20 protein-coding genes and 1 tRNA gene are annotated in these 23,039 nt (G+C 51.5%); 3 read left to right on the forward strand and 18 right to left on the reverse strand.

Features of this window, described 5'->3' with window-relative positions; all coding sequences use genetic code 11:
* Positions 1 to 120 precede the first annotated feature (120 nt).
* Positions 121 to 1,614 carry a DUF1254 domain-containing protein gene (locus ACR0AA_RS19830; protein ID WP_170380003.1) on the reverse strand — a complete coding sequence of 498 codons (1,494 nt, stop codon included), beginning with the start codon at positions 1,612 to 1,614 and terminating at the stop codon, positions 121 to 123.
* A gap of 34 nt (positions 1,615 to 1,648) precedes the next feature.
* The gene (locus tag ACR0AA_RS19835; RefSeq protein WP_214648678.1) at positions 1,649 to 3,160 is read right to left on the reverse strand and encodes a DUF1214 domain-containing protein; all 1,512 of its coding nucleotides are present in this window, start codon (positions 3,158 to 3,160) and stop codon (positions 1,649 to 1,651) included.
* Positions 3,161 to 3,256: 96 nt separating this feature from the next.
* Here ACR0AA_RS19835 and ACR0AA_RS19840 point away from each other — a divergent pair, with 96 nt between their 5' ends.
* The gene (locus ACR0AA_RS19840) at positions 3,257 to 4,279 is read left to right on the forward strand and encodes a helix-turn-helix domain-containing protein (protein ID WP_170469388.1); all 1,023 of its coding nucleotides are present in this window, start codon (positions 3,257 to 3,259) and stop codon (positions 4,277 to 4,279) included.
* A 249-nt stretch (positions 4,280 to 4,528) separates the two neighbouring features.
* On the opposite strand, the gene ACR0AA_RS19845 is transcribed toward ACR0AA_RS19840, so the two are convergent.
* The 6 genes from ACR0AA_RS19845 to ACR0AA_RS19870 form a co-directional block, all read right to left on the reverse strand.
* Positions 4,529 to 4,954 carry a GFA family protein gene (locus tag ACR0AA_RS19845; protein ID WP_480567741.1) on the reverse strand — a complete coding sequence of 142 codons (426 nt, stop codon included), beginning with the start codon at positions 4,952 to 4,954 and terminating at the stop codon, positions 4,529 to 4,531.
* A gap of 109 nt (positions 4,955 to 5,063) precedes the next feature.
* The gene (locus ACR0AA_RS19850; RefSeq protein WP_170755642.1) at positions 5,064 to 5,735 is read right to left on the reverse strand and encodes an NAD-dependent epimerase/dehydratase family protein; all 672 of its coding nucleotides are present in this window, start codon (positions 5,733 to 5,735) and stop codon (positions 5,064 to 5,066) included.
* Positions 5,725 to 6,204: an SRPBCC family protein gene (locus tag ACR0AA_RS19855; RefSeq protein ID WP_480567744.1), complete on the reverse strand. Its 480-nt coding sequence runs from the start codon at positions 6,202 to 6,204 to the stop codon at positions 5,725 to 5,727. Before ACR0AA_RS19855 ends, ACR0AA_RS19850 begins: the two co-directional genes overlap by 11 nt.
* The gene (locus ACR0AA_RS19860) at positions 6,191 to 6,667 is read right to left on the reverse strand and encodes a hypothetical protein (RefSeq protein WP_480567747.1); all 477 of its coding nucleotides are present in this window, start codon (positions 6,665 to 6,667) and stop codon (positions 6,191 to 6,193) included. Before ACR0AA_RS19860 ends, ACR0AA_RS19855 begins: the two co-directional genes overlap by 14 nt.
* Positions 6,668 to 6,724: 57 nt before the next feature.
* Positions 6,725 to 7,537: an SDR family NAD(P)-dependent oxidoreductase gene (locus ACR0AA_RS19865; protein WP_170755675.1), complete on the reverse strand. Its 813-nt coding sequence runs from the start codon at positions 7,535 to 7,537 to the stop codon at positions 6,725 to 6,727.
* Positions 7,538 to 7,589: 52 nt separating this feature from the next.
* Entirely contained in the window at positions 7,590 to 8,570 is a 981-nt protein-coding gene (locus ACR0AA_RS19870; protein WP_480567751.1) for an oxidoreductase, read from the reverse strand.
* Between ACR0AA_RS19870 and ACR0AA_RS19875 the strand changes: the two genes are divergently transcribed.
* Positions 8,550 to 9,113 carry a TetR/AcrR family transcriptional regulator gene (locus ACR0AA_RS19875; RefSeq protein WP_170424605.1) on the forward strand — a complete coding sequence of 188 codons (564 nt, stop codon included), beginning with the start codon at positions 8,550 to 8,552 and terminating at the stop codon, positions 9,111 to 9,113. The two genes, ACR0AA_RS19870 and ACR0AA_RS19875, sit on opposite strands and share 21 nt — an antisense overlap.
* Positions 9,114 to 9,282: 169 nt before the next feature.
* Here the strand turns inward: ACR0AA_RS19875 and ACR0AA_RS19880 are convergent, their stop codons facing one another.
* The 6 genes from ACR0AA_RS19880 to ACR0AA_RS19905 form a co-directional block, all read right to left on the reverse strand.
* The gene (locus ACR0AA_RS19880; RefSeq protein WP_170424603.1) at positions 9,283 to 9,633 is read right to left on the reverse strand and encodes a hypothetical protein; all 351 of its coding nucleotides are present in this window, start codon (positions 9,631 to 9,633) and stop codon (positions 9,283 to 9,285) included.
* 146 nt (positions 9,634 to 9,779) lie between these two features.
* A complete protein-coding gene (locus ACR0AA_RS19885) occupies positions 9,780 to 11,591 on the reverse strand; it encodes a TniQ family protein (protein WP_170755638.1) in 1,812 nt (603 codons plus the stop codon).
* Positions 11,588 to 12,637, reverse strand: coding sequence for an ATP-binding protein (locus ACR0AA_RS19890; protein WP_480756968.1), 1,050 nt, complete (start codon positions 12,635 to 12,637; stop codon positions 11,588 to 11,590). The genes ACR0AA_RS19885 and ACR0AA_RS19890 overlap by 4 nt, the downstream gene beginning before the upstream one ends.
* Complete coding sequence (locus ACR0AA_RS19895) at positions 12,573 to 14,711, reverse strand: Mu transposase C-terminal domain-containing protein (RefSeq protein WP_170755636.1); 2,139 nt, start codon at positions 14,709 to 14,711, stop codon at positions 12,573 to 12,575. Before ACR0AA_RS19895 ends, ACR0AA_RS19890 begins: the two co-directional genes overlap by 65 nt.
* Positions 14,708 to 15,403 carry a TnsA endonuclease N-terminal domain-containing protein gene (locus ACR0AA_RS19900; RefSeq protein ID WP_170755635.1) on the reverse strand — a complete coding sequence of 232 codons (696 nt, stop codon included), beginning with the start codon at positions 15,401 to 15,403 and terminating at the stop codon, positions 14,708 to 14,710. The genes ACR0AA_RS19895 and ACR0AA_RS19900 overlap by 4 nt, the downstream gene beginning before the upstream one ends.
* A 255-nt stretch (positions 15,404 to 15,658) precedes the next feature.
* Positions 15,659 to 15,883 carry a helix-turn-helix domain-containing protein gene (locus ACR0AA_RS19905; protein ID WP_170755634.1) on the reverse strand — a complete coding sequence of 75 codons (225 nt, stop codon included), beginning with the start codon at positions 15,881 to 15,883 and terminating at the stop codon, positions 15,659 to 15,661.
* Positions 15,884 to 16,142: 259 nt separating this feature from the next.
* Here ACR0AA_RS19905 and ACR0AA_RS19910 point away from each other — a divergent pair, with 259 nt between their 5' ends.
* A complete protein-coding gene (locus ACR0AA_RS19910) occupies positions 16,143 to 16,601 on the forward strand; it encodes a hypothetical protein (protein ID WP_170768163.1) in 459 nt (152 codons plus the stop codon).
* 211 nt (positions 16,602 to 16,812) lie between these two features.
* On the opposite strand, the gene ACR0AA_RS19915 is transcribed toward ACR0AA_RS19910, so the two are convergent.
* From ACR0AA_RS19915 to ACR0AA_RS19930, 4 genes are all read right to left on the reverse strand, one after another.
* Positions 16,813 to 18,201, reverse strand: a complete 1,389-nt coding sequence (locus ACR0AA_RS19915) for a HEPN domain-containing protein (RefSeq protein WP_170755632.1) — start codon at positions 18,199 to 18,201, stop codon at positions 16,813 to 16,815.
* Positions 18,202 to 18,394: 193 nt separating this feature from the next.
* Positions 18,395 to 20,236, reverse strand: coding sequence for a UvrD-helicase domain-containing protein (locus ACR0AA_RS19920; protein WP_170755631.1), 1,842 nt, complete (start codon positions 20,234 to 20,236; stop codon positions 18,395 to 18,397).
* Positions 20,237 to 22,333, reverse strand: coding sequence for an ATP-dependent nuclease (locus tag ACR0AA_RS19925; RefSeq protein ID WP_170755630.1), 2,097 nt, complete (start codon positions 22,331 to 22,333; stop codon positions 20,237 to 20,239). It lies immediately after the preceding gene.
* 604 nt (positions 22,334 to 22,937) lie between these two features.
* A tRNA-Arg gene (locus ACR0AA_RS19930) sits at positions 22,938 to 23,014 on the reverse strand.
* Positions 23,015 to 23,039 lie beyond the last annotated feature (25 nt).

Here is a 23,039-nt window from a genome sequence, read left to right on the forward strand (position 1 = left end):
GCACTACGAGGTAGTTGCCGCCCTCCCCTGGTTGTTGTCGCGTTGTTCGGGATGCGCACTCACATGGCACGACATCTCGTTCTCGATAGCGAACTGTTAGGGCGCTAAATTGACAGTCTATCACTCCATAAGTTCGATCTCGCCCGGGCGCCACGATCCGTCGAACCAAGGCTCGAGAGGGCCATACAATCGCAGTACGGTCGACCAAGATTTGCCCGGCATCGTCTGTATCCAGTTGCCCTCTTTGCCTTCAGGCGCTTCAGGCGCGAACCAGACAGTGTAACTTCCGTCTTCATTCGCTTCCAATGTAGCTTGGTTGCTGTCGACCCCTGCGAGTTTCTGATCAGTTTCGAGCAGTGAACGGGTTTGGGTGTCGTAAACGACGAAAGACCAGTAATCCTGCGCGGGCGGATTTGGCGGGATGGTGACGGAATAGGTGTTGCTCCCATCGAAGTAGTTCCCGTCACTGTCCCGGTTTGCCAGCGCATATTGCGACCCGACACCAACCTTTTGTGCAACCATGGCAGGCGTAATGCCAGTCGCGTAGTAGTGGAACAGGGTCCGCGCATCGAGGATTTTCACGTCCCCCGCCTGGAACTCATGATTGCCACCGACGAACGCCGTCTTCCAATACCCTTCGTCATAGTAGAATGGCGCACGCGAGCGAGGAGCAAAATTCAACGACTTAGCCGCCGCCGTGCCCAATGCGACTGCCTCTGTGAGCAGCAGCCTCAGTTCGTCATCGGGTTCAAATGGTTCACCTTTTCGGATACCCAGCGAGAACATTGCTCCCATCAATTCATCGGGAAGTGCTCCTTCCGCTTCGTTGTCTACAACGGCCTTCATCTCTTCAAAGAAGGAAAAGTCATTGGCGTGTATCGTGTTGAACTGAAGATCAGTCAGGTTCACAAATTCCTGATCGGGCGGCGCGTCGCGGTCTTCCCACCGGTAAACACGAAGAGTTTCCTTCACACGATCCACTGCGGCTCCAACGCCGTCTTCCCCATAAAACGCACGCAACAGAAACCAGTTCCGATAGCTTGGCGGCTTCACAATATAGTAACCGTCGTCCGGCAACTCACCTTCATAGTCGGGCGGAACGATCAAGAACTTCCCACCCTCGCCAGCGTCAGGCCCAGCGTTCCCGATGTCAGTGACATAACGCATATAGGCATCGTTCACGAACCCCAGCATGCCCGGCGGCACGTCGTAAACCACTGGCCCTTCGGACAGGTCCGTACAGTTAAGAATGTAGATTGTCGTGGTGTTCGGCGTGAGAAGAAGCGAACGGGCGTTATACAGGTCTTCAAAGATCCCGATCTTCATCGGATCAACGCCAGCGCCCTCTTCGAGCCCGTGACACATTGCATATGTTGAGGCTGCAGGCATTCCATCCATGAATACCTGCATGCCACGCATGAAATTTAATGCGTTATACGACAGCTTAGCTGTATCCGGCGTCGGCAAGCCGTCAAAATATTCCAACGTTCCAAATCGTGTCTCCACCTGATCCGGTACGATTATGCTATCCGGAACTTCAGCCTTGTACTCTTGGGCTGGAGATTGCGATGCGAGTACCAGGGCGGTCAGCACGGCTAACGACTTTGTTTTCATTGTTCACTCCATTGGGAATTTTTGTTTGTTTTGATCAGTTTACTTTTTCTAGATCGCCCAGCATCCAGCCACTTTCCAACCATCCGTCTTGCGGCCCATATAGACGGAACAAAAGGAAGTACGGCTCTGTGGTTGGTATCCAGTTGCTTTCCTTGCCTTCCGGTGCCTCCGGTCCAAAAAAGATGTCGTAAGAACCGTCTTCATCGGCTTGCATAGAGTCTGTGTCGCGCTCGGACAGACCCACTGGATCAACGTTCCGGATGAAGCTCTTGGTCTCCATCGAATAAACAATCACGGACCAGAAATCGTCGGCAGGTGTGTCTGCTGGCACGTTAAGTCTGTAAGTCTGATTGTGGTCGTACATGTCGCCGTCGCTGTCGCGAAGGCCCGTCAGATAAAAGGTACCGCCACCGAGTTGTTTCGGCAGGTACGTGATCCAGAAGTAGCTGCCGCCCGCACGCGCATCCACAAGTACCTCTGTCTCAGTCTCATACGGGAAGCCTGCCTCGGGTTGACCTTCGGCAAAGTCCCATATCAGCCACTGGCTTTTCATCTCGCCGCTATCGTCGACCCAGAGCGGTATCATGGCTTTGCCGGGCGTAACAAAGTAGTTCTGCATAGAGGCATACGCCAACAACAAACCCTCATTCATTGCTTTCAACTGAATTTCCGATGGTTCGAAAGGTTTTCCCTTTTCGATCCCGAGATCCTTCAGGAAATTTACCATGACCTTGTCTTGTTGTCTGACGGGGTTGTTTTGAACGTAATCATTCAAGTCCTGAAAGAAGGTCTCGTTGTAGTATGGAAGCGAGTCGTACGGCACTTCTGACGCTTCGAGATAGTTGTTGGGTGGTGGATTGTCAGCCTCAGACAGGTAGTACACTTTGATCGTCTGAGCGTACTCGGCCGCATCGGTGTCCGTTCCGCCATTCGTCAGTTTTGGCCGGAACGAAAAACCATATTCGTAGGTATCTGTTTCAAAGGGAAGGTATCCCGCTTCAGTCAATTCCTCCAGCGACATTTCCCCTTCGTAGCCTGGGGGTAGCATGAGGTACTTGCCGCCGGCACCTTCATCGAAACCATCGGGACCTACGTCCACAATAGGAACATCCCAAGCATTCACGATTGTACCGAAGTAGTTCACCTTGTCGGTGGCAGCGGGCACTTCAATGACAAGGGGACCGGGTTCGGAGGTCATTGAAGCCCAAGCATAGGCCGTAACATCGTTGGCCGTAAGAAACCCATGTTTGGAGTCGAACGGCTTGTTGAGATAAATGATGTCATTGTAGTCGCCACCGAGGTCGCGGCGAATGCCCTTGAGGAAATCGATCATACCGGCGGCAGGCATTCCCCAGATGGCCGTCTGGGTGGCACGCTGCACCATAATCTTGTACTCGATGTCCTCGACCTCGGCTGATCGTGCAAGGATGTCGCCCGTGTCGTTGAAGGACTGGGAGAAAACTGGTGAAGCAGAAATACCTGCGCCGAGCACCATTCCCAAAAAATGCATCGAAAAACCGCCGTGTAATGGCCGAAGTATTTTCATATTGCAATGCTCCCTGCTGTTTAGGGAAAGCTTGCACATCCGTTCAGCCGATGCGTATCATTTCACGACACGCGGGCGAACAAGCGGGTTGACGGATTGAACCTACCACCGATGATTTCGGCTAAGGCCTTGGGCGCGATGCCCCAGTTTGTGCTTGAGGCCGCTGGGGAAAGACGCTTGTTGCGTGCTTTTGACTCTGCCGATCTTCCTGTTCACTTCATTGAGGAAAGAGGCGGTTACATCTCGGAGCATGCCTTGGCGACCTTTGTGCACGAAGCCGCACGATCCACGGGACAACAAAACATCGGATTGTTGTGGTCACCGTATCTCACTGTCGCTGACTACGGCGCCTGGGGGAGTTACGTTCTTTCTGCTCCAACGCTGGGGGCAGCGCTAATACGAGCTTCTGCCGTCATGCCATTTCATTCGTCTACGGATCGCGCGTGGCTTGAAACTTCGGGCACAAGCGCGCGCTACTGTTATCGTTTTGGACTTCGCTCGCATTTCGCGTATCCGGACATCGGCTTCTCGGCCGTTGGGGTTTTTTTGAGCATATTCCGCGCGTATTTAGGAAGCGACTGGAAGCCATCTGCCGTGCTCTTGGACTTCCCGAAGGTTCCTGGATTTGTCGAGGCAGAAGACACCTACGCTTGTCCTGTAATCTGGAACGCCTCCCGGCTTGGGGTTGATTTTGATGCATCGGCTTTGCGAGCCGAAACCACGCCCAAAAAACTTACCGGCGGCTCGACAACCGTCGGAGATATTTCTCGCGAACGATTGGGCGGCCCACCTCAAACACTTAGAGGACAAGTCGAGGAAGTGGTTTGGCAACAACTTCATCGGGAGGAAATGTCGATTGATGCCACCGCGCGTTCGCTCGATCTTGGCGTTCGCACACTACAACGGAAGTTAGCAACCGAAGGGGTTCGTTTTCGCGAAATCGTCAACGATGTCAGGGTAGCAAGGGCCGAGGAACTCCTCACAGATACGCGCGAGACAGTCTCCAGTATCTCCTCCATGCTAGGATATGAAACCGCAAATAATTTCAGCCGCGCATTTAGGAAGGTGACGGGACTGACGCCCTCTGACTATCGCAAGATGAACTCCGACAATAGTTGACTTGTGGGTCGCGAGAGCAATCTTCCAATGTCTGCTTTGTCCGCGTTGCAGTCTTTGTCGATCCGGACCTCGAAAGGCAGATTTTCGCAACCAACGGATGATTGACAGCGTCGTAATAAACCGCACATCTCACTGAAGCGGTGTTATGTGAAGCGATCTCTGGCTGAGTGGTGGCCGTTCAATGGAACAAGCACGAAAGGCTGCCTCGTAGGCAAAGCTGCCGTATGAAAAATCAGGAGGCTTCCCAATCTACTTATATCCGTCTGGGTCGTTAGGAGTTTGTAATAGGATACCTTCAAACGCGTCGAGATCATCAGTCATTTGCAGCCAAGGTAACTTGCTTTGCTTGTTGACGTGAAAAGTCGGTTTGAAATCTTCCGGGTTTTCGAGCGATGCAGCATAGAGGTGCATACCACCCGGATAGTGATCGGCTTCAAATCCAATGGGTGATCCGCACGTACCGCAAAAATGCCTGAAAACGCCTTTGGAACTTTCATAAGTGCGGGGTTTATCACCGGTCCACTCAAAGTTTTCTATTGGCGCACCGAGCCACGCAACCACCGGCGCGGCACAATTCCGACGGCAGTCATCGCAGTGGCAATAACATGCCCATGTTTGATCTCCTTGGTAGGCCCAGCTTGTTTTTTTACAAAGACAATACCCGCGCGTCGCCATTCTATTTTCCTCCAAACCTCCGCTAACGTAGGACGCAGGCGGGTTTTGAAATGGATAATTTAGGACGTATTGTCAGCAGAAAACGTCGAAGCTCGGGGGCAATCTACGCTCACAGCAGTAATGCCCGCATTTCAGTGTTTTCCAAAACGGCAGACGAACTTTCGTTGTTGATCACCGTTCTGATCATAGCCTGTGCTAGTTCATCGGATGCCACACCTATAGAAGGTACTAGCGTATGAAGCGGCGCGAACAGATAGTCTAATGGTTTCCACCTGCTTCGTTCAGATGGGGCGATATAGCCGGGGCGAAAGGCAAACTTGCGTTTGATATGGGAGGCGAAAAGAACAGTCTCGGCTTCACCTTTGACTTTCAAAGCAAATGACATGCCACCCCCGTCTGTTCGCGCACCTTGGGCCGAGAAGAGGCAGAATGTTGCTTCCGGCACTGTTTCCTCACAAGCCCGTACAAGGTTGATCAACCAATTGACGGTGACCTCTGAATAAGTCTCCCTACTGACGCGGGCTGAGTAGGTCGCAAGACAATGAAACACCGTGTCGATACCGATCAGATACTGGGTATATGAGGCTGAGTTCCCGAAATCCGTAAAGCTGATGTCGGTCAGCTTGGCGTGAGTTCGACCCGAAGACCTCCGCCCAAGGGAAACAACCTCTGTTACGCTCTCCTCCTCCAGCAATGCAGCCAGAACAGATGACCCGACCATGCCGGTTGCCCCAGTAAGCAGAACGCGCCCGAGAGCTCGTGCGGTGGGTTCATCCGACATTACCGCGTCGCTCCGCTTCCGCCTTCAGGCTGCGATTGAAAACCTGGTAGCCCTCCAGATACAATTTCGCCAACCGTCCACCCATCAGGAGAGTCATGCCACCGATGATCTCGTCCGATTGTACGAACCGGGTCTTTCCATCTGCGGCAGCCTCGACCTTGAAATGGTGGTTATCGCGGATGCCGCCGGGTCCTCTTTCAGCCCAGTAGAACTCGTGGCCGTCTACCACAGTGATCTTGTGATCAATCCGTGTGAGCTTGTCCTTTTTGGGGTTCAGCTGGAAGGCAACATTGATGCTTTCACCGTCCGCGATCTGGCCCTCGACTCTCACAAGGAACGCAGCCCAGGAGCTATAGTTGGCAGTATCGGTCAGAACCGCCCAAACGGCTTCGGGCGCCGTGTTGATAATGATGTCAGTGTGGATTTTGTGATGCGAGAAGTTGACCTTCTCAGTTCTACCAGTTTCCATGATCTTCCCTTTTTGATCGGTTCAAGCCTTTAGAGGCGCGGTGCGCCGTCTCAACGGTGATCCGCCCGAACCGCTCGCGCATGCGCTGCGCCCGGAAGAGGTAGACGGAAATAAGGGTGTAGTTGATGCACTCAACCAGGAAGTTGCGGTAGCGATCTGGGTTTTGCAGCATGTCGAAGGTTTGGACCGCGCACATCGTGGCAAGTGCAGTGAACATCACAAGCATTGCGATGGGCGTGTAGCGCCAGCGCACGGCGTAACCGGCAAGGAACGTGGCCCCCGACACAGTGATCAAAATCCAATGGAGGGTCTGCATGCCAATTGGAAATGTCTCGTTTTGTAGCGGCATCAGCGGGGCAAGTCCCCAGAAGTATTCCAGAAAGCCTAGAAGTCCCCAGCTGAGCATGATCAGTGCGGCGAGGATCAAGAATAAACTGAAGATATGTGAAAGTAACTTTTGCATGATCTACCGCCTTTGGAGATACGGCTCCCAAATGATCGATGTGGTTTGGAAGGCTACCTAGCAGGGCCTAAGCCCCGCCGCCGACATCTCTAGAAAATTGCGGATGTCGTATTCGATGTCGCCGTCGTATCGCGGGGCGTAGGTGTCATAAGCGCGCGCGAGTTTTCCATAGCGGTCATCAATCCGAACCTTGTTGTAGGCATGACTGACCGCGAAAAATTCACCGGCTTTCAGCTGATTAAGCACCCGCTTCACAAACTGATCCGTCGGCATGCCCAGGCCCTGGCTCATCTCGGAAACTACCAAGCCAGGCATGATCAAGGCCACGTCCATAAAGTCCGGCGTCTCTTCGGCCAGAAGTTCGGTGATGGCTAAAAGGGCATGCTTGGACGAGACATAGGCATGTGACGATGGTACGGCGGTGAAGACACTGTTTTCGGAGCCAATGTTGTAGATCGCGCATGGTGTTCCGCGGTCGAGCATTTTGCGCCCAAAGACCTGAATTCCGTTGAGCGTTCCGAATATGTTGATCTCATAGACACGCCGGAACACATCCAGATCCATGTCGATCAGCGGCTTGGGGTCCTGGCCGATACCAGCATTGTTGATGAGCACATCAACCGGACCAAACTCAGCCTCGGCAAAGTCTGCCAGCGCTTCTACTTGTTCGCGATCCGCGACATCGCAGGCAGTTCCCGCCGCCTTGATCCCTTCGGCTTTCAGTTCTGACACTGCCTCCTGAACGCGGTCCAAACGGCGACCGCAGATGACAACCTTTGCGCCTTCCAGCCCCATCTGGAGGGCGAGTTCTTTACCGATCCCCGTCGCGGAGCCGGTGATGACAACGGTCTTGCTTTCAAAATCTTGCATGATCTTTCCTTTTAGGAGGTCAGCACTGTCGCTTCTGGAATGAATGGCGGGATCAGATTTTGAAGGATTGGCCGGTAAGCACTTCGGACAGGGTCCATAACCGGGTAGCAATCTCGATATTCGCGGTTATCGGATCGCGGGTGGCCACGCCGACTTCCCCGCTCATTTCCTGCGGGCCGGTGGGGCCGTAGTAATCGCCTCCTTGGACATCCGTGGACAGGGCGGCGTACAGGGTGGGTTTCGCGGCTTCTTCTGGAGAATGAAGGAATTGTTCAACTTGCGCTTTCATCTGCGCGAGCTGATCCGGGGCAACGTTATGGAACAGACCGGACTCAGAACCGCCGGGATGGACGGACAGTGCTTTTAGCCTACGCCCAGAAGCCCGTAGGCGACGGTTTAGCTCGTCCCCAAACAAAAGGTTCGCGAGTTTCGACTGACCATAAGCAATGCCGCCATCCTGGCCACAGGTCAGATCATCAAACTGGATGGTGGCCCCCTTGTGCCCGAGGCTTGAAAGCGCCACGATCCGGGATGCCGGATCGTCTGGCACGAGGTCAATCAGCAACGCCGTCAAAAGAAAATGACCGAGGTGATTGGTCGCGAATTGCAGTTCGATCCCATCGCCATTCGTCTCAGCGGTGTAAAGCAGTATGCCTGCATTGTTGATCAGCACGTCGAGCTTCGAATAGCGCGCGCGGAACGCCTCGGCAAAGCTTCTGACAGAGGCAAAATCGCCCAGGTCTAGCGGCATCACATCAAGCGAGGCTGACGGCACGCGTGCCAGCACGTCGTCCCGAGCGGTTTTTGCCTTTTCGAGATTGCGGCAGGCCATCACTACGTGGAACCCAGCTTCGGCGATGCCGATTGTGGTTTCAAACCCAATGCCGTTGTTGGCACCAGTGACGATGGCAATTTTTTGGGAAGTGGCGGTCATGAAAGGCTCCACAAAGTTTACATTTGATGACTGATTGTAAATATTGACAGTCACCCACGTAATGTCAATATGCCCTTTATGAAAAATCGCGACGCCCACATCCTAGAAGCAGCAGTCCGTCTCTTTCTTCGGTTCGGGGTTAAACGGACAAGCATGAACGACATTGCGGAAGAAGCAGGGTTATCGCGACAGACGCTCTACAAAGCATTCGCCAATAAAGATGAAGTGTTACAGGCCACGATCCGATCCATGGCGGACAAGGTTGTGGTGGACATTGAGGCCGGGCTGATGAAGACGACGGGACTCAGTGCGCAATTGGATGTAATCTTCCAGCACACCGTGATTGAGCACTACGATGTACTTCAATCCTCGCCGAATGCCGAAGACATCATTGCTGGCGTAACCGCTTCTTCACAGAAGGAGCTTGAAGCAGGTGCTCAACGGAACACTGAGATTATTGCCCGAGTTCTAGAGCCATTCTCGGATGACCTTAGGGCTGCGGATCTGTCTGTGGACCAGTATGCAGATTTTATTCAACGCACTGCGACGGCGGCAAAATACACGGCGAAAAACAGAAAGCACTTGGTACAACTGCTCGATGCACTCCGCGTCTCTGTGCTGAAGGTAGTCGAAGCGAATTAGTTCAAAGAATGTCCAATGCGGAATTCGATGCCCGCCGCGGCATCGGGCAAAATGGACTAACTACTGGCATTTTTCGCAACGCGCTTCAGCGACTTTTCCCAAGGCCTTAGATAGAAGCCCTTGGACATTGCTAAACGGGTGTTAAGTGAACCACTGACTGGTTATGTCGTCACCCATCTTTGTCCTCATCACTCCAGTGTCCAATCTCATAGACGCCTTGCTTTTTCATGCGACGTATGAACGCTAGGTAGTTAACTACGCGGTCGATCTCATCCAATTCTCCAGTGGCATAGGCGACTGCAATCATCTTGAATTGGACCTCAAGATCTTCCGCAATTTTTTCGTCTTGTCGATCGAGACCCTTTCCAGCCCCCAAAGAGGCAGTAGTTGTTTCGTCTTCGCTCCACATCTCATCGAGATAGGCCTTTAGATTTAGCTCGGGACTGTTCGCGCCCAGCTTGCCTACAGCCTCCCATATTGGTTGAAGCTGTTCAGTAAGATTTCTTCGACTGCTAGTCATGTTTCTTCACCTCGCAGTTCAGCAATTCAACGTAGTTGGCCCAATCGAGAGACCGCCACTAAAACTGATGAGCATGAGCGGCGGAGTATCAACTTAGCTCCGCCACCAGCTTTTGTTGACTCAAACAGTCAGTTTAGATTGACGATTTACCCCCCAATCGTCAGTTCCCGAACCACATCTCTTGTCTCGTTCGGGTAGGCACGAACAAACCCAGCCTCGCAGGGGATTGTTTCAACTTCTCTACGATCCAATGCCGGACCCAAATGGACCGCTGCTATCTCAAACTGCCGCGCCATTTGGCCCAACGTCACATAATGTTCTTCAAAAGCCTGAATACTCTCTTCAGTGATGTAGCAACGGTAGTGCTGCGTGTCCGGGTTTCGCATTTTTTTCTGCTTTAGGTATCCACCATCCCGCAACCGCCGGATCGACCCGACACTAATTCTCAAGCGCGCCGCCGCATCCATCAGAGACAGATCGCCGGAAAACACGCGCTCCGATTTCTCCAAGATCTCAGCGCAGTCGATAAGAATTCCAGCTAACCCTTCCACGTCCGGATCTCTCCATACGCCGGTCAGTCGGCCTGCTACCCAATCAGCGACAACGCGAGCCAGGGCCACCTTGCTCTGTCGGCTGTACTCCGAGAGACGCAACCTATGACGTGCCCGAGCGGCAATGCGTAGACCTTCAAGCCTAGTCAGCAGGGTCTGTACCGAGGACGATGGCACATAGCGCAGAGACGTTCCAAAACGATAGGATTCCAGAACGTTATGCCGGATCAGCGCCTTCACCTGGACCGGATGGATATTCAACTGAGTCGCGGTGGCTTTGATATTCTGCAATCCAGACCAAAAGTCGAGCACGGCGACCAGATCTTCATGGCTGACATCTTTCATATTTGAAAGGTCGCTCGCGTTTTGACTTCGAAGATGGGCGAGAATGCCTCGCACCCGAACCTCGCCGACCCCATGTAGCTCCCGCGCGCGTTCAAGCGTGATAAGTTTGGGTGCTGTGATCTTCGTGCCGAGGACTCTTGCGCCGGTCTGCAGCGGATAATTCTCCCGAACAAAACCCTGCACACAAGCCCTGAGGACTGCTGTCGCCGGGTCTTCTTCAGTGTCTTTCAGCCAGGTATAGAACTCGCCCATATCTGTTGTGAAATATGACCGCTTGGAGGGAGACTGGCGCCTGGCACGCTCCAACTCAGATTTCAGGGCTTCCGGCCCACTCTTCAAAACCTCGAAACCAGCCGACATGCAAGCACGCTCTTGTTCGAAGTCCAAGTCCGAACGGTAGACGCCCCGGTCCATAGCAATCGCCATACCTAATGTCAGAGCGGCCTGATGAAGATGCGTCAGCTCCAGCGAGTCTAACCAGTCATCAGCGACCCCAAACTCAATTCGGCGGCTCAGGTAGGTTTCAAACGAAGATCGCCCAAGATTTGTTGCGTCTTGAGCGGCCTCAAAGATCAGATCCTGGTGACGCGTCACTTGCTCAACCACGTCGTAGGTGAGATGCGCATGCGACGCATTGGGAAGCTGGAGCAACGGTACGCCATGTTTGGCACAGGTCTTGATCGGCAGCACCAACCATTCAAGAGGTTGGAACGCGTTCTCAGGACCAGAAGCCTCCTTGGCCTCCACAATACATCTCGGACAAATACGGGTGGTAGCCCGGCGGAACGAACCGGAGGTGGCAAAGGAATGCCCGACGCGGTACCGACAGGGGCCAACCAATCTGGCCGCCGCCAACTCCAACGCTTCAAATGACACTCCAGCCAGTTGTGACAGCCGCTCAAGCTGATCCGGATGGGCCGAGCAGATATGGGGCCATCTCAGACCCAGATCTGAACAGAACTCCCTCGTAACACTAAGATTGCGACGTGACAGCCGGGCGACATAGGAAGCGGGCGTCTCCATGTGATGATGAGGCAGAGTCAGAGCAAGCTGTGCTTTCATATTCTCGCTCCGCTACTCGAGGGATCATTCAATTCCAACCACCCCATCACGGCTTTGACGTCGATAGTGCGGTAGTCTTCGGCAAGAAACGGATTGAACGCCGGGATACAGCCTGACTTTCGCCGGAATGCCTCGGCAAAGTGCGCCAGCTTGAGTTGATCGGACTCCACGTAGAGCGCTTCTTCAATACCACAGAGGATCATATCGATGATCAGACCGAACTCGTTTCCACCGGCGTGAACTAAACGTTTCAAAAACGCATCCTCGCCCAGTTCAACGTCATTCCCTAAACCAGACTTTGAAACAAACCCCGCAAAAAGACCTTTGACATCCGCTTCATGCGAAATCCAGCTCACTGCACCCAGATGCACAACATCTATGCGCCTTTTAAGCTGAACATCCGAATTGATCATCTTGATCAGATCAGGCGTGCCAGACAGAACAAGACCAACCGGCCAATCCTTATCGTTCATCAGCGACTTCAGGGTGTTCACTACGTCATTGCGGGCTTTGATCCCCTTGCTGATGTAAAGATCCTGTGCCTCGTCCAGATGCACAAACATTGTACGACGTAACTGGAGAAACTGGCGGACTTGCGTCCAGATGATTGCAGCAGATTTGTCCCGAGCGAGCGGATAACCCAGACCAGACAGAATCGTTGCGCCAACATTCTTTAGAGTGGCTGGCGATGGCACCTGAAGCCGGATCACTTCTGCCACATCTTGCCCTTCAGTCGGCAGGATCAGGCTTGGGTGGTTGTCGAACAAACGGTCCGCAGCCGTGGATTTCCCACTACCAGAGGCCCCAATAAGCGCAATGCCCCGAGCTTCACTGCGGTTTCCCAATCGGATGGCCGCCCTCCGTCGACGGAGATGACGGTCGAAGATCATTTCGAGATTTTGAAACGCTTGGTGAGACACAAAAGCGCTACGCAACTCAGCAATTTGAAGGTCAATATCGTCGCAGTTAGTTTTGTGTTGATCAGTCATCTTCGAACCTCCAAGTAGAAGTTCTGGGTTGCTCCTCAGAAGAGTTTTGGATGTCATCTACCGCAGTTTCTGAAACTTCTCGGTGCTCGTCTGAAAACGGGATCAAGTACCCAAATAGGTCCGGCTCTGGTGGTAATTCAAAGCCTTCGGGATCACCTGACTTGATGCTCAATCCCACGAACAAGTCTTCTCGCGCTCGTTTTAATCCCGCAGGCGTCTGACGCTTTAATACTGCGCCAAATCTACGCCGCTCTTCAGCATCTCGTTGGATAATGGCATCCAAGGCATCGGACACTGTCTGCGCATGTAAAGCGGCCTCAGCTTTGTGTTTTTGGCGCAATTCACGCGCCGCCGCTTCCCATTGTTCGTAGGACACGCCTTCAAACCGTTTTTGCAGAGCTTGTGCGACAACCCAATTGTCACCGACCTGGACCATGATCCAACCAAGGTCATTGAGATCAACTTTGATATCCACGTGCGTTTCGCGGCTATGCAGGTGGAAGTTGCGCAATTCAGCACAAGTATAGTCGATACCGAACACGCGGACACCTTTGCCGTTAACACTCCGGTTCTGTTTCACACCGAATGCCCTGCGTCGGGTCGTTTCTGCGAGGATCGGAACAATGCCTACCTTGTCAGCGAGACGTTTCCAGCAATTGTTCGGTGTCTCGCCGTTCAAGCCACGATGCGGCAGGTTGTGATACCTATCCACAACAAACCTAATGAGCAATTCCATTAAGACATCGTCAGTGAGAGACGCCATTTCTTCCGAAGGATAGTCGCCACGTTCCCTGGTGTTGGAAAACGTTCGTCCAGCTAGACGCGGCATTAACAACGTCCCGAAAGTTCGAAAAATACGTTCCACCCGCGCGCGCAGGTGAGGTAGGCCGCCACGTGGAGTCTCAACAATTCCATGAGCTTCGAAGACGGCCTGGCGAAAACCAGAGTCTACAAACGCAACACCCAAGTCTGTGACGACAGAGCTTAGTCCGCCATAATGATGCCAAGTCGATTTGCAGCCTGCAGCAATTGCCATATCTGTTTTGTCGCGCGTGACATCAGACAACAATAATACCGCATCGGTCAGGTTAGGTTTTGCTGAGAGGCGCATTCCGACGACGCAGCGAGTGGCGCAATCGATTGCGAGATAGAGCCAGCGGCGCCCACGATCCAGCTTAGCGAGTGCCTCCGGGCTCAGATGATCCAGCGCGCCACGTTCGGCCAGAATCGTGATCAGATCAACGCACCATTCGTCGATCTCAATCCGCTCCATCGGATAGCTTGCGTCAATCCCTTCTTCATAAAGCGCAAATGCCCGGTTCGCGGCATCAACACCTTCTCTTTGGACGCATGTAAAATAGGGATCCAGTTTTGCGATGTCTCGCTCAACTTTCCGGCTGCTAGGAGTTCTAAGCTCATGTTTTCCCTCAACTAACCTTTCAGCATTTACTTCGGTGAAACGCCTGATGCAGTCCTCTACTACGTTGCCCCTTTTTGCTTGATCTCGAGTCAAATAGCCCTCAATACACTCACCCATCAGTCGAGTGGCTTCTAAGCAGAATCTTGGGCTCCGATTGCCGCACCTATGGGTCTGAGGAACCAATCCAAATGGCGAATACCCAGCATTCTCAAATCTCTTGACCCATTCACGGAGTGTTCTGGGACTCGGTGGATCTTTGAGTTTGCTTTCGTTCCCAGCCCGTGGCTTGCGCCACTTTCTCTGAGCTGCGCGCATTTGCCTGTTCACATGCACCTCAAGCGAGGGCATCGCACGCGCTATGGATTCGTCTGTGCGCTTCAATTCGCCAGATGACTGGAACTGCAAAAAGGCATCAACCCAAGCGCTTCGCCAACCAACAATTTCACATAAGTGCTCAGGCATACTCGCAAGGGTGTCCAAACCAGCACTCATCCGAGCTTTCTTACTTTCCAAAAGGAAATATCCAGGCTCGAACTCTACATTCGGCTTTTTTAACAAGTCATGCAGCTCATCGAAGGTGAGAGAAAGAACATGAGCGGTCTCATCAACGGCTTCAAAATGACATCCCAGTTCGGTTTTTTCGGTGAGACGGTGCTCGCGGCCATCAACGGACAATCGGTCATTCACAGTCACTCTGAGAGGAAGTTTCATTTCAAACCTCCGCTGCACACCAAAGTATCGAGATCGATCAAGTGTCTCTTGTCGGTTTTGAGCAAACCCTCATAGATAGCGATCACAACGGCACGGAAACCGTGACCACCTAAATTTAGCAACTGCGACAGCTCACCAACTGTCCTCGGAAATTCGTTATCTCTGACAAGGGCTTCAAGTCGTTTCTGATGGTCGGGATTTCGTGATCTCGAAAATTCAACAAAACGCTGCGCGTTGAGTGCTTCAGCACGGGTAAAGTGCCTATCGGTCACAAGTACAACTTCGTGGGCAAATTCCTTGGGTGTTGCTGCACGAATTCGCCTCAACTCGCGGGGGAAGTCGCTTTTCTGTACAATTTTCCATGGCTTTACGGCGAGCGCCAGGCGACGACCATCTTTAAGTACTACCAAGAAATCGAAAAAGTGGTGCTTTCGCTTTCCAGCTTCATCACGATATCTGATGAACGGCGGCTGTTCCCAAATGTCGACGACATCATGATTGGCCAAGTAAAGAAACAGGACGCGCTGTTCCAGCTTGCTCTCAAACTGCACGACCCTCGGGCGCTTATTGCCCGGCAAGTCAACGACTATCCCGCCTCTGGAGCTGTGCTTGGATCGTCGCGAAATACCCCGTGTCGCACGGCTAGGCTCAGGCGACATCTCGCCCGTCAACGTGAACTCTTCATCATTCATGTCTGCGATTTGGAGCGCCGACCAGCTTGGGCCGATCGTGCCACTCCACCCTCTTTTGGTGTTCCTCGGGCAATGCCAAGCCATCTCATCGCCAACACAGACGACGAAACAGTTGACTTTGCGATGTTGGCGGGGGAAGAAGGTGTATCGGTTCTCAATCGATACGGAATAAAGGGTCTCGCGGTGTAGTGGCTTGCGAGGCCTTTTTCCTTTCTTCCTATGAAATTTTTACTAGCTCATATTTGGGTACCTCCGTTATCCATAACGTTCCGGCCACAGAGCCTCGGGAGTGGTCCCAAGCTTCTCTGCTATGGCTTTCTGGACGTAGTCAGAGCGCCTATATCCTTGTGACACAGTAGACACTGAGCTGATGGAACGGCCGATATCTCGGCTCAGCTTAGCCAGTGAACTACCCTTGAGCCGAAGATCACACTTGATCTGCTCATGTTTGGCGAGATCGACAATCAAATTCGCTGTCATGTCAAAGATTCCGACTGATTCCAGTTAACGAAACCTAGCAAATGACCTTGCTGATGTCATTTATATTGTTTAATAGCAATAAGTTACACATTCATGCCTCAAAGTATCAATGCCATGTCGGAAGACAATCAGCTAAGCTGCTGAAACGCCGACGGCTTTGCGTCAAGTCACGCAAATTGAGGTATCTGACGTTGAAGGAACTGGGCAAAGCTTGAAAACAGTAGTCGAAATAAGGTGCGGGAGAGTTCCGACTATTTTCTTGAGAGAAACGCCAAATGCGTGGCAGCCGTACCTGCGTCGCAACATCCTCGCTTTGCTGAAACAAAGTAAAACCCATAGGGACTTTGCTCAGCGGCTAGGAGTTAGCCCGTTGGTTGTGCGACGGCTCTTGGATTTGCTTGGCGTCGACTATGTTCAACGCCTCTACAGGCAATATGAAAGAGGAAAGAACTGTTCAGATATTGCCAACGCAAACGGAATTAAGCCAGCAACGCTTTCCAGGCTCTTTAGGGAACGCGGCTTCGAAGTGCAGCGCGGGGTTCGTAAACCCAAAGTGCCAAAACAAAAGCTGCGCCGCATCTGGATAGAAACCCAGATAATCAACAGGGTGGCGCGAGAATTCAAAATCCATTGGAAAACGGCGCTGCATCTGCTTGAGGACGAAAAGCTAATCGTGGGATACAAAGTCAAACCAAGAAATTATTTGGTTGGGTCCTGACCACCTTGAGTCCTACTCAAAGAGTGCGCGAGCGTAGCAAACTGGGATACTCAAAATTATCAGAATTTCAATAAATGCACATCTTGGTTCGGTTCAAGTTAGACAGACTTCACTGTTCAGACGAGGCTCCAACAGCTTAGGTGGCATCAAATTCTAGTCAGGATAAGGCCAGAGCTCTTCAAGTAGATTGGAAGCTGAAAGTTCGACGCGCTCACTCTTTCGTCACGCCCTCAAGTACCAATTTGAAATAGGCTTGTTTCGCTAGATTAAAACCACTTCTGAAAGCGCGCTGCCGGCCTTCCAGCAATCGCTTCCGATACGCATCGCTTGCTCCATGCACAATTGCGGATCTTACATCATAGAAGTGTTTTACCGCGTTGCGGACTTCTTCGGCGTGTTCCTCATCGAGAGCAAGCAAGTCCACCATCGCTTTCTGCAGCTTCTTCCCTATACCAGTTCCCTTTATCTCAAACATTAGCTCTATGGATTGAGACACATCCAATATCCGATCATCAGCGCCAAACCGCCCGTCCCTTGCAAGAGCTTCAGAGAGCCTGCGAACTACTGCAGAAAGCCTAATCTGATCAACATTTTCCCGACTTTTGTAAACTTTCATAGCTTGGTGAACTGCTGACTTATGAAGCTTAGGTGGGCTTCTGAACGGGTCGTACCGCTTCCCAACTAAACGACAAGGATGGATTCCACCATGACTTTGCCGCACGCCAAGCAAATTGCATGCTGTGCGATGTATACAACCGCGTAATAGTACAAACGGGATTATTGGCGTTTGATTGGCCACCGCTAACAGATCAATAAACTCAAAAGCGTCAGCCTCAAATTCAACCGGCCAAATTGGAGGCCTGTCGTAGAAGTCGGTTTTTCGTTCGAATGCTGGACGCCAACGAAAAGGCCGGACTACAGCCCCTATCTGACGCCAATCTCGGTGATCGATATTTTCAGGAACGAAGTCCCTTAGCCACTCAACCTCGAGAAAATTACGGAGATCTGCGGCGGGCTTGATGAAAAGGCCATCTTGTAGATCGATTTCAGCGTCGATTCTTGGACCGTGAAAGAGGAGTAGATCAAACCCAATATTTAAATTATTGGGAATATTTGTTTTTAAAGTGTGCGTGCTCAGATCAAGGAGCGCACCAAGTTCTGCTGAAGCGGTTTCAAAGCCACTTATGTGTTCTTCATTTGCTCGTTCCATCAAGCCACAAATCAAACGGGACAACCAAGTCAGAGAAGAACCGTTCAAGATTGTGGTGCGAAATTCGTCGTTGCCGATCACTGGACCCAAAGCTCGTCCAAGAGCAGGATGGGATCTTAATATCCCCCGAACTGGGTCTAATGCAGAACGGAGGGGTTCGTAAAACTTGATCTCACTTGACTGTATTGCTCTACGCGCAAGATCATACACTTCGCATAAGTCATCCTTGGGAAACGGTGTTTCATCTTTTCCATTGAACGAAATCTGTTCGGGATAAGAGTTCGTTTGCCAGTACTTTTCGAGGAACGGGCGTTGAACTTTTTCCAAACACTGCAATGCAGCGGCTAAGCGAGCACACCATGTACCGGTCGAGTAAGTCATTGTTTTCATACAGTGGCCTTTCCGAACAGTTGCGCGAGTTCGCGGTTAAAGCAACACAAGAGAAAACAAGAGATCGCCGCAGTTGAATCAGGTCGAATTATTGAAGCGAGAGTGCGTCACAAGCGAAGAAGATATCGAGTTTGCCTTTGGAATTGAGCGTGTCGTCAATTAACCCGGAGAATGCGAGCGGACGACACAACAGCTACAAATACGAAACCTGTTCTACTTCAAATAAGCCTGCATCGATCAGCTCCGCTCCCGCCGCCTTGGCATCTTTGGAGAAAAACAAAACTCTCAAATTCACTTCAGCGCGAGAGAAGCAAACGTAGGCGAGTTTTTCTGTTAGCTCTCGTTGCCGATCCGTTGGGTCACCAGCGACCTTCGGCGTGAGGAATTTCGAGAAGCTATACGTGTTCCAGTTCGCTTCTATATCATCAATCATAACAAGGACGTTCTCGTACTCTTCTCCTTTTGCACCATGCTGCGTACTAAATGGAGAACTCTCATCAAGAAACTTGAAGTAGCGCTCTAGCTCTTCGGTCTCTAGCGTAAAAAACTGATCAGCCAGCCAGTCCCCCTTTTCACGTTGATGATCTTCGTTTTCCCGATCAAATTCTTCCCGAGATTTACGGTCCATTTGATACGCAAGCCGCTCGGATATTGAGCACAGATCATTGTCTCGGCAGTATTGAAGAACCTCCTTCACAGTCCGAGTGTCCCATAGCTCATTCAGTTTTTGTGTGTGCTGCACAGCGTGATCTAGCATCGCCTTAAGCGATTTGGTCTTGTTACTTCCATCGTTGGAAAATGCGGGGCTGATCCTACGCAGCGTTTCTATGATCCTCTTTGCATCGCCCGTTCGCGAGGCCTCAACGAGTTCAAAAACACCATCCACAAAAGGCTTGAAAAGATAGTGGGTGCCATCCTCGTAGTCCGATTGCGAACGCGAAGACGAATAAGTGCCGGTAAATAGAGAGTGTATTTCTACAAAACTCAATCTACGTGCAATCATCCGCCTGGCTAAAAACAGGTTCTTCACTGACGGCAGATCTTTCCAGCCCCATTGCGCGACGGCGTCGCTGTACTTGGAAGTAACAATATCAAGCTGTTCAGCTGTATATGTGTTTCTTGGTCCTGCGGGGTCAGGGGCTTGAACAACCGTAATTTGAACACTGCCTTCGATATCCGCGTTCTGCCCGCCCGCTACCTGCTGCAGGTCCGATCTGAAGTTGTTGAGCAGATCGATTACCGATGTCGAGCACCTAAAATTTTCTTCCTTGGGTATGACTTGTGAGCCCTCGGGTCCCGCGAAACTTCCCGCACGTTTGTCGTAGATTTGCTGCATCGGGTCGCCAAAGTACCCAATTATCGGAAGACCTTCCTTTGCGCAGATTGCGTTCAACGCGGTCATTACTTGGGGGAAAGTGTCCTGCGCTTCATCGACAAAGAAGTAAGGGAATTTAAACCCAAGACCTTTTCGCAGGATCGGTTTGTTGGAGATCAGGAAGGAAGCAACATCGATAACGTCGTCGTGGTTCAGAACGCACTTGGCGTAGTCACTTATTGTCGTTTCCTCGTATCTGACCGGAGGTTCCGCCTTGAGAGCATCCAACTCTTGGGAAAGTCGTTGAACCTTTTCCCGTGCATTTCTGGCTTTTTGGGAGTTACCACCGTTGTCATCGTTCAGCGCTTTTTCGATATGTCTGGGAATTACATCATCGCAAAGTGCTTCCCGCATCGCATCTTGAAATCGAAAAATCTCGCCCCACAAGAACCCATGAAGTGTGGTCACAAGAAAAAGGTCGTCAAACCCGAGTTTGGAAGAAATCACATCAACGGCTCGGTTCGTATAAGTTATGCACACGACGCGTTGTCCATTTTTACGGAGCTCTTTTCCGTGTTCTTCACGGATGTTTTTGAGAGCTTCGACAAGTGATGTGGTTTTTCCAGAACCTGCGCCGGCAATTACTGAAAACGATCTTTCTTCAGTGATGCACTCCACAATTTTTTTGTCTGCCTCTGTTGGCTTCAATGCGATTTCCATTCACTCCTCCACTATGTTCTGGGAGAGTTGTCCATCCAGCCAGACCAGACCCTCAGCGATGTATTGCGGTACGCGCCAAGGAAGCAACGCGTTGCCGTCGTTGTCAGTTTCCTCTTCATCCTGTTGCTGAGGCGGCTCGTATGCCAGTACATTCATCGCAAATTCGGTTTTTTTGAATGTGGAGCTTTTGATACGCTTCCAGACATCTTGGTGTAGTTCGATAGGATCATCCGGCAGATCAATTCCGATACTCAATGCACCGTTGCGAAAGAGGTCGAGGTTCTCATAGACAAAGGCCTCTTCAAGTGTCCTCCCGTGGAAGTTGTGTGCTTGTTCTTCTACGTTTAGCGAGACAGGCACTTGATAGCTGATGAAACGCATTCCGTCCGCTTGTTCACGTTCGGTTTCCGTTTTGGCGGCGAGTGCTTTCACGCTGTTTTCCCCGAAGAAGTATCCAAGTGTCGCATTCGAAGACACCGCGTTTTCAGCGGTCGCAATGCAGTTTTTGCGATTATTTGCAGGATCAACAGAATCGATGTCTGTGATGACAAGGTAGGGTATCTCCAGAAACTCCAGTAGTCCGGCAAAACGCATTCCGTATGCACCGCCCACTTCGAGAACGGTCAAATATTTTTTGTTTAGGTTCTCGGCTGCGAAATCAATCATTCGAGGCAACAAGAGCTTTTCAACTGACCCTTCTACAAGAATGGCTGCGTCTGAAAAGAATAGGTCGCAATGGGTGAGGCGTAGATACTTCTTCAAAAAGGAAAGAGCTGCTTCTGGTGAAACAATTTCGCCACCCAAATCGATTGGCTCCGGTTGAAACTGACCGAGGCTGTGCACAGTGGTTCCATGGAATGCTTCTCCATTTTGAGCATCATTAACAGGCTTGCGGCGGAAGTACCGAATTTTGGAAAAATCGACAGTATCCAGAATGTGTGAAGAGTGTGTTGTGATTGCGAGCTGAGGGGTGCTTTCGCCGTCTGGTCTGCCTTCTGTCAACACGTCCCACATTTGCCGAATAAACGTCTGCTGAACTTGAGCGTGAAGGTGAACTTCAGGTTCTTCAACAAAGATGACCTGACATAAGGGGCGGTCTTCCTCGGTCGCAAGCCATTGCCTGTAGAAATGATCAATTTGAATTGCCATGAAGACAAGGTTCTTGAACCCTAACCCGTTGTAAGCTTCAGGAAGCTCATGGCTCGTGTTGGCGTCTACGTAGAATAGCTCTGTGTTTCCGCGCAATGCATCTTCTGAACTCAGCGTCGAAACAACTTTCATTGCGCGATCATTGTCAGAGGGAAGCCCAAGCCCTCCAATCATCGTCATCAAGGGTTCAAAGCGTTGACGGTAATGGCTGGTCAGGTTTTCATTGTTTTGCTCGATGACAGCTATGGCTTCATCTGCAAGTTCCGCTTGCTCAAGATTGCGCCTGTAGTAGGTCGCAAAGGCTTCGGAAAGCCTGTTACTTCTCGCAGCATTCTCGTCGTCGATGTTTCGCTGCGCATCCACAAAATCGACGCGTATTAGAGAGCTAAGAATTTTCTTTCCATCTTTCGGGTCTAGTGGCGTTGCGCTGGAGTCGTTTTGCGTACGTTCCAGCGATGAAAACTGAACACTATAGTGCTTTTTCAAATTGCCCTCTAAATCCAGAAAATGGCTTAGCGAGCGTTTGCGTTCACCGTTCTGATCCACCGGAAAAGCAATATTATAGTGCCTCCAGAGTTCGTTGGCATCATCAACTGCCAGGGCGCACCGAATTCCGATTTCAGTAAAATCAGTCGATAGAGTTGTGGCAAGAGCGAATACCCGCCCGAACGATACTGCCTCTGGATCAACTTTGAACCACAGATCGAGCTCGATCGGTGGCAAGTTTTCCCCTTCGCCATTTAAGTAAGCATCAATCGCCGAAATACTGCTTACCGAGAAGTCGTGTATCTTAAAATCACGATTTCCAAGGAAACTCCGCATGACTGCGGTTGCCGAAGTTTTTCCACTGTTGTTTGGACCAACAAACACCGTCTCCTTTTCTTCGAAATCTAGATCAATGCTCTTGAGACGGCGAAAGTTTCTTACAGAAATGCTGTGTAAGCGCATGCAAAACCTCATTTTTTCTTGAGGCCATAGTATCATCATGAGAGACTCTGAAAAAGGGAATAGCGAGCTTTTTGATCTATTTCAGGTTGCCAGCTTCAACATGCCGCAGCAGAGTTGTCAGGTCCCGGTAGAGGCGAGCCTCCCGTAATGGTCACGGCTATCCGGCATCCATCCCTGAAAAAAATTGTAAGGAGGGAAAGACCAAAAAAACTATCAAGTTTCAGGTGGCAGGACTGACGCCCCGCCGATTCTGTTTCGTGAGCCAGCGGGAATTGGACAAACCGGACGCCTCTGGCCATCAGGGGTAAGGCGCTGCCTTCCCCCTCGGGCAACCCTATTAGACAAAACCGTGTCCTCGGCTGCGCCTGCGGGCCGCACCACTATTGTCGAATAGCATTGCCTCGCCCCCATCCGCGTTCGCCACACGGCAGATCAGCAGGAACAGGCGCCTTCGGCGTCTGATCTGCAAATCAGCCCTGATTTTCCAAAAAGGGAAGTCAGGATCATTGAAATCGGTCTGGGTGCTGGACGAAGGAAGTGAGGCGAAAATGGAAAGGTTCTGTCGCTGGTGGCAGAACTATGTGTCGCCTTACAAAGGGGGAAGTGGCGGACCGAGGAGGATTCGAACCCCCGACCCCTTGATTCGTAGTCAAGTACTCTATCCAGCTGAGCTATCGGTCCGCGTTGGTGAGGCGCTATGTAGACC

Source organism: Ruegeria sp. CE8 (assembly GCF_056537465.1).